General features: G+C 31.6%; 7 protein-coding genes. 2 read left to right on the top strand and 5 right to left on the bottom strand.

Translation table 11 applies throughout. The features are described 5' to 3' along the window. Positions 1-214: 214 nt before the first annotated feature. Together Q7P22_RS12795 and Q7P22_RS12790 are read right to left on the bottom strand one after the other, a co-directional pair. On the bottom strand, positions 215-394 hold the full coding sequence (locus Q7P22_RS12795; protein ID WP_303864742.1) for an Arc family DNA-binding protein: 180 nt from the start codon (positions 392-394) through the stop codon (positions 215-217). A 9-nt stretch (positions 395-403) separates the two neighbouring features. Beyond that, positions 404-1417, bottom strand: a complete 1014-nt coding sequence (locus tag Q7P22_RS12790) for an SPFH domain-containing protein (RefSeq protein ID WP_369695540.1) — start codon at positions 1415-1417, stop codon at positions 404-406. Between the two features lie 469 nt (positions 1418-1886). Between Q7P22_RS12790 and Q7P22_RS12785 the strand changes: the two genes are divergently transcribed. Further along, positions 1887-2447: a hypothetical protein gene (locus tag Q7P22_RS12785; RefSeq protein ID WP_303864741.1), complete on the top strand. Its 561-nt coding sequence runs from the start codon at positions 1887-1889 to the stop codon at positions 2445-2447. A 188-nt stretch (positions 2448-2635) separates the two neighbouring features. Here Q7P22_RS12785 and Q7P22_RS12780 read toward each other — a convergent pair whose 3' ends face one another. The 3 genes from Q7P22_RS12780 to Q7P22_RS12770 all read right to left on the bottom strand — a co-directional run bounded on the left by Q7P22_RS12780 (position 2636) and on the right by Q7P22_RS12770 (position 6593). After that, positions 2636-4669, bottom strand: coding sequence for a WG repeat-containing protein (locus Q7P22_RS12780; protein ID WP_303864739.1), 2034 nt, complete (start codon positions 4667-4669; stop codon positions 2636-2638). Positions 4670-4764: 95 nt separating this feature from the next. Further along, on the bottom strand, positions 4765-5274 hold the full coding sequence (locus Q7P22_RS12775) for an O-antigen ligase family protein (RefSeq protein WP_369695541.1): 510 nt from the start codon (positions 5272-5274) through the stop codon (positions 4765-4767). A 344-nt stretch (positions 5275-5618) separates the two neighbouring features. Further along, positions 5619-6593, bottom strand: a complete 975-nt coding sequence (locus tag Q7P22_RS12770) for a hypothetical protein (RefSeq protein ID WP_303864737.1) — start codon at positions 6591-6593, stop codon at positions 5619-5621. 272 nt (positions 6594-6865) lie between these two features. On the opposite strand from Q7P22_RS12770, the gene srtB reads away from it, so the two are divergent. Next, positions 6866-7480, top strand: a 615-nt coding sequence (gene srtB, locus Q7P22_RS12765) for a class B sortase (protein ID WP_303864735.1), incomplete at its 3' end; no start/stop codon positions are given.

Genomic DNA, 7480 nt, shown 5'->3' with positions numbered 1-7480 from the left:
TGTCCTGTTTCAATAATTTAATGTAATTTTAGATGTGCGAAGTTTGAGTTATTAAGATAAAATTAAGCATAATTACAATATAATATTTAATATGGAGTACTGTATCATTATATCGGCATTATTTCAAAAGTATTAAGTCCGATTTTTTGGTGATGGTCATCTCATAGGGGCGAACTGCAGAAGGGGTAATTCAAGAAGAAGTAAAAAATCCATCCTATTCGGATGGATTTTTGGTCTTGCCTTTCTTGCGTTGTTTTACACATTCGTGTAGCAAGTATTCAATTTGACCATTTATAGAGCGAAAATCATCTTCTGCCCATTTGGAGATTTCTTCCCATAGATTTGGAGATAAACGCAGCAGCAACTGTTTTTTTGTTTTATCCTTTTTTTCCATGTCTTATCTTTAGTATAGTGATCCGCTATTGACGATTGGTTGAGCATCTTTGTTTCCACATAATACGACTAACAAATTGCTTACCATAGCTGCTTTTCTCTCTTCGTCTAGTTCTACAATATTATTCTCATTTAATTTATCTAATGCCATCTCCACCATACCTACGGCTCCTTCTACAATCATCTGTCTTGCATCGATTATTGCAGAGGCTTGCTGTCTCTGTAGCATAGCTGCTGCAATTTCTGGAGCATAGGCTAAATGGGTGATTCTCGCTTCCATGATCTTTAATCCAGCTACTTCTACTTTAGACTGTATTTCTTCTTGCAATTTTAGGGATACTTCTTGGCTACTCCCCCTTAGTGTTTTTTCGTTATCTTCACCAAAAGTATCGTATGGATAGAGGCGCACAATGTTTCTTAGGGCTGAATCACATTGGATAGAAAGAAACTCGGTGTAATTATCTACATTAAATGCTGCCTTAGCAGTATTTTTAACTTTCCAGATTACTACAATACCTATAATGATTGGATTGCCTAATGCGTCATTGATTTTTTGTCTTTCGTTATTTAAAGTCATAGCTTTAAGAGAGATTTTTTTGTTGGATATGCTTGGTTTATTAATGTTTACTTCTCCAACTCTTGTTTCTACTGTGGAATCTACGGATAAATTGCCAGTAGTCGCATTCTTTGCCGCTGGATTTAGAGCAGTTACAAATGGATTGACAAAATAAAATCCTTCTCCTTTTAATGTGCCGTAGTATTTTCCAAATAAAGTTAAGACTAATGCCTCATTAGGCCTTAAAATTTTAAGACCAGCAAACATTATTGGACCAATGATTAAGAAATAAAGTATGCTAAGAATAGGGAAGATAATTTGAAATATTCCCTCCATAAAAGATATGCTACAGATAAATAAGATTATGGATAGAATCATCAATGCAATATTTAGTAATAAAATACCCATTCCATTTTGCGTTTTCGGTAGAATCTCATCTTCAATAAATTTATTTTTCTCCTCGACCATAATTAAAAACCTCCATTGATATTATTTTAATATCATTATTATATATTAATAGTATAAATATGGCAATAGCTCCGCACAAAATAAATAAGAAGAGATAAGAATGGAAGATTCATTCTCCCATTTAGCTACTATCAGTGACTAAAATGCTAGTTGTTAAAAGCTAGTAGCGTATTTAAGACCTTAACTACTACCCTAGTCACTCAGAGGCTTTAGTCGAGGGCTCATACCTATTTAAGTATAAAATCAAAAAAACTCAATAGAGTGAAATCTAAGCGAATTCTAAGAAAAAATTGAATTGAAATATATTGGAGTAAAGAATCCCTGCTTCGATATATCTTTTTTGTACTTTACTTTATTAGCTTAAACAAATTAGATTTTTACAGATATTATAAATAGGAGCATAAATGAAATTTGTAATAAGTAGGCTACATAATAATAAATATATAAATCTAAAAAAAGAGGTGAGAAAATGAAAGTCAATCCTACAAACAAGGTTGTTGTTTCTTCTCTTTATCACAAAGACGATCATACCAGAATAAAGGAGAATCCTAAAAGTGTGGTAGAAACTTCATCTCAAGAATCAGACGCTTATATTCCCAGCAAAGAGACGAAGAGTGAAGGTAAGACGTACCAGAAGGATACCGCTACAATCAATAAATTGAAAATGGAATCTGAAAAGCAAACCCAGCAGCTAAGAGATATTGTCGAGAAGTTGATCATGCAGCAAGGCGAAAAATTTCAAGATACAGGTAATCTGGAGATAGATAGTGCTACAAGGGAAAAAGCATTAAAAGAAATCTCTGAAAATGGTTACTGGGGAGTAGAACAAACTTCAGAAAGAATCTTTGAATTCTCCAAAGCATTATCAGGTGGAGATCTAGCCAAAGCCCAACTGATGAAAGATGCCTTCATAAAAGGTTTTGAACAAGCGAAAGAAGCATGGGGCGGAACACTACCTGAAATCAGCAACAAAACATATGACGCCACTATTAAGATGTTTGATCAATGGATTGCAGAGAATCAGCAATAAAGTAAAAAGGAAAGCTTAGTCCAATAAGCTTCCCTTTTTACAGGGTATATAGGCGCGTTTGATGAAGACTCTTGAAAATGTAGAGGTTAATTGCCCTATATGCTTTTTAAATAAAACATAAAACAGGACTGCCCACTAACGTTTTTTGAACACTAGTGAGCAGTCCTGTAATGTAATACGTGAAAATACTATGCTTGAGTTCTTTTGTTTTTAATAACTATAAATGTTAGTGAGCTAACTGCTAAGAAGAATAACATGGCAAAGAATCCTATTGAAGTGTTATCTCCTGTTTTGGGAATTTCATTGTCTTTGTTATCGTTAACTTCTTTTTTTGCATTAGCGCTTTCGTCGGTAGTTTTATTTTCTGTTGTTGTATTGGTGTCAGTTACTTTTTGGTCGTTATTTGTTTCATTATCTGTTGGGATTATTGCATCCTCATTTTCAGTAGCTTCAGCCAGTACATATACACTAAAATGGTCTACATTAAATTGATAGTTTCCATCAACTACTGAACCATTCATTTTTGTCTTTGTACCGTTGTCTTCTATTCGATATACTGCCAATCTATCTTTATCAAATCCATCAGGTATGCTTATAGATAGTGTAATCTCACCATTAGGCTGTATTTTGACATTATCTTTTAAGAGATTGATGTCATAAGCGACATAATTTCCATACTCGTCTCCAAGTGATAGTTTGATTGTATTTTTTATAGATTTATCTTCGATAGGTGATATTTCTACGACGGTACCTTCTTCTACTACACCAGGTTTAGCAAATAAGGATATTTTAACATCACCAATTTGTTTTTCTTCTAGTTTCTCTAGTTTAGAATCTTCTTCTTTATCTGGGACTTTAGGTTCTTCTTTATCTGGGACTTTAGGTTCTTCTTTATCTGGGACTTTAGGCTCTTCCTTATCTACTATCTTATATAGTGTCATTTTACCGTCATTAGCTATTTTCACAGTATTACCTGCAATTTCTAGGTTATCATTATCGATATCTACAATAAGTTTGTTTGTTTTATCGATAAGACCGTATTTGTCGTTAATGCTGACACTGGCAAAACCGTTGTTAAAATCTCCAATATAATGATACTCAGAGGGAATTATTTGATTGCCACTATAATCATATATTCCTTTCTTATTATTTGCATTACCAGCAATAATATAATTATCAGCTCGATCTGTAATGATTTCGTTATATTCTTGTTTGAGTATTTTATTTCCATTTGTAGCAAATAATCCTTGAAGATAATTGTCTCCCTTAACTGTTACGAATCCCTTTGAGTGGTCAGATATAGAGAGATAAATGGGTTCAATAATTTGATCCCCTGATTTATTTATTAATCCCCATTTGCCATTTATATAAACGCGAGCTAATCCATTAGTGAATGCATTAATTAAAACGTATTCACTACCAAAATCCTTAAGCAATTCACCTTTTGCGTCTAATAATATCCAACTACCGTTTTCATCTTCAGCTAGAAAGGTATTATCATCATTAGCTTCTAAGTTGTAATTAGTAGCTGGAATGATGAGATTCCCTGATAAATCGCTAACACCTAGCTTATTATCTTCGCTATGAATCCTTAAGAACTTATCTGTATGTGAAAAACTAGTAACATAATGGTAATTTAGTGAAGTTTCACTTTTGTTAATACTGTCGTATATGGTGCTTTTACCATTGAGTTGTGTTAGGAATTTATTATTACCTATGTAACTTACATGATTATATTTGATTGGCACAATTTCTTCATTTCTATCATTAATATATCCTCTTTTGCCAGCGATCTGCGCTCGGTATAGTGCTTTACCTGCGATTCCTTGCTCTACATAATCGTATTGCGGTTCAATAGTAATGGAACCGGATTTATTAAGAAAGCCAGTTTTACCATCCTTTGTAATAACAATATTTTCAAGTATAATCGAACGGGTGCCGTAATACCATTCATTAAAATCATAAGTGTTCACTTCATTAAAAACTTTTTTAGAATTATCATATGTGCTTACTTTTGTTCCGGCTTTCTCTTTGTTAAATGCTACAATTGAGCCATCTGTATAAATTGCCGCATCATCGAATTCCCCAGGTTCTGAAATTTGAACTAATTCTTTCTCTTGCTCGTCTGCTTGAACTGTTGTTAATTTTACGCCTGGAATAGTGCCGCAAAGTAGAGAAAAGGCAATAATAGATGATATTGTCTTTTTCAATGTTTTTGTCATTTGTTCTCCCCCTATAAAATATTTTTATTATACATATCTATACCGACAATATAGTAGCAATTTAGTTAAATTAATATTCACCCCCAACATGGCTTTTATTTGCTATTTTTATGATCCTGTATAGTTTGTATCTTATTATTAATGCAGATACCTATGCCTAGAAACACCCAGAAGACAGGTGCAACAGAGATACTGCTATCATAGAAAAAACCACATATAAGGTAATTTGTAACCCCACTGAGTATTGCTACAAATATACTGTAGTGTTCTGAATTAGAGTCACGTGCTCTCTTAATATTTTTAAAACAAGACGTGTAGTAAAAAGCCAATATCAAAGCAAAAGACAAAAGTGCAATAATGCCCGATTGCAATGCAATTTGCAAATACATATTATGGGGTTTATCAATAACCATATTTGCTGAACCATGATAATTTAATTTACCAGCAAAATCATTTTGAGGTATATGAAAAACTAATGTATCTATGCCATAGCCTTTTAAGATGGTATCTTTTAGTAAAGGTATACTAATATTCCAAATGTAGCCTCTTCCAGTGGCAAACTGTAGTTGTTTGTCACTTAAATCAAATGCTCCATGATTATTTATTTCATGAATAAGCTGTCCATTTGGTCCGATAGCTTTGTACTCATTATTTACTAAAGTAAAATAGAGAGCTCCCTTGTAACCGAAGTCTACACCGAAATAGTTGTCATAATCAGTGATTTGTATATTTTTAAAATCACTTTCAGTAAGCTGATAGATATTATTATTTTTTGTATAGGGTATTTCAGCGCCTTTTGAATAGAAGTGATACTCATCATTTTCTAGATTGTAATTAACGGTAAATTCATTTTTTGAGCCCTTAAAGTGAATTTCTTTCTCCGTAAGTAGAATATCCTTAATAGTAAAATATTTTTCATTTACGGAGAAACTGTCTTTTTGAAAATCGCCTAAAAATCACTGAATATCCCTATATTTTGAAAGGGTAGTATGATCACTACGAGGGAAGCAGTAATAAGAAGAGACGATATTATTTGCTTTCTTATATTCCTTTTATGAAGAATTAATTGAATAATCAAACCAATAACGAATGCATATAATGCAGCTGTAGCTCCTGATAAGAGCAATAAAAAAACACTCATGCCTGACAATAAACGCAATAGGATATAATTCTTTTTATCATGTTCTGACTTTTGGCCGATTGTAAATAAAATAGGTAAAATTAATACTAAAAATTGTCCTACATAACTAGGATTAGAAAGAGTTAAAGAGATGTTTCCAAAATAAGAAGTTAAATTTAGATTTCCTATTTGATTCCAGTAATCTCTTGAAAGTATCAAATATTGAAATAATGGAGTCTCTAGAGGACTTGTAACAAAATACTCAAATAGTCCAAATAGGCAAAAGACAATCATAATAAATACAACTGAACTCTTTATGAATTTGTAATAGAAATGGTTTTCAAAATAATTTAGAGATATTAAAAAAACAGTTAGATATGAAATCCATATAAGAGTACCTTCGTAAGAATTAGGTGCCCCCCACAGTGAGATGGATTTATTTTCTGAAAATAGAAAAGAAATAACAATACAAGCAATAAAAAGCAATGAAGACAGCAAATACTTTTTATTATTATTCTTTAAAATATTTGCATAAACTTTTTGTTCAGGATAAATTCTTTCGCCAATGAAGATTAGAAATAAAGAAGTAGCAACAAAAACAAAGGCTCTACTTTTATAGAACAAGGAAAGGTCAACGATATAGCCATTAATTGTCGGATAATACGACAGTAGTTCATGAGATAATGGTACAACTCTCAGAAACACAATTAAGGGAATGGCAAAAAAAATCGAACCCAAAAGGCAGCCAATAATATATTGATATTTATAAATTTTAGTGTGATTAGAGTATTGTTTTCTTTTCATAATTTATTTATCCAGTTATTGCTAATACTTAAGTTTACTTTATCACAATATTATTTAGTAAACAAGACAATAACTGGTATTTTGACAAAAAAATAATAAATTCACTCCTGTTTAATTTTTTTTAGTCAAATCATCCTATTTTTAGACAATTGTCGATTATAATATATAAAATTATTAAGTATATCAAATGAATGAATAACGAGCTTGTAATATATCTCATTTTCATGATAGACTATCCGTAAAAAATATAATGTATATAAGGTGGTGCAGTATTGACAAAGAGAAAAAGTAAATTTAAACTGCTTACTAAGGTCTGTATGTCTTTGTTAACTATAGTAATACTATATTGTTCGTTTGTTATGGGAAGATACTTTTGGGATAGTTTTCAAAATTATAGGTTAAATAATCAACTACGAAATACTTTTCAGTCTGAGGACACTCTCAAACAAGGAGGAGAAAGAAATCTATTTGATTTTGAATCTCTCTTACAAATAAACCCAGATGTAGTTGGGTGGGTGAAGATTAAAGATACTAAGATTGACTATCCAGTATTACAGGCTAAAGATAATAATTATTACTTAAACCATAATATACATAGAAAACACGCTAAAGCTGGAAGTATCTTTATGGATTATCGCAATAAGAGGGATAGGACAGATAAAAATACTATTATATATGGTCATCATATGAAAGATGGCTCTATGTTTAAAGATCTAGTCAAGTATAAAGACAAAGATTTTTTAAAAGCTCATCCTATTATTGAACTTGATACTTTAAAAAAAATCACTAAATGGGAAATCTTTTCTATGTATGTAACAGATACAGACTTTGACTACAATCGTACATATTTTGCTGGAGATGAGGAATATGAAGTTCTCTTAAGAGAA

Origin of the sequence: Alkalibaculum bacchi, assembly GCF_937875145.1 — a bacterium.
Classification (GTDB): domain Bacteria; phylum Bacillota; class Clostridia; order Eubacteriales; family Alkalibacteraceae; genus Alkalibaculum; species Alkalibaculum bacchi_A.
Note: the sequence above shows the minus strand (reverse complement) of the source record. Positions and strands in the feature narration are given on the sequence as shown.

Coding starts and splice junctions, on each gene's coding strand:
- Q7P22_RS12780 (WP_303864739.1), bottom strand. CDS start 4,669: ATGACAAAAACATTGAAAAAGACAATATCATCTATTATTGCCTTTTCT.
- Q7P22_RS12790 (WP_369695540.1), bottom strand. CDS start 1,417: ATGGTCGAGGAGAAAAATAAATTTATTGAAGATGAGATTCTACCGAAA.
- Q7P22_RS12785 (WP_303864741.1), top strand. CDS start 1,887: ATGAAAGTCAATCCTACAAACAAGGTTGTTGTTTCTTCTCTTTATCAC.
- Q7P22_RS12770 (WP_303864737.1), bottom strand. CDS start 6,593: ATGAAAAGAAAACAATACTCTAATCACACTAAAATTTATAAATATCAA.
- Q7P22_RS12795 (WP_303864742.1), bottom strand. CDS start 394: ATGGAAAAAAAGGATAAAACAAAAAAACAGTTGCTGCTGCGTTTATCT.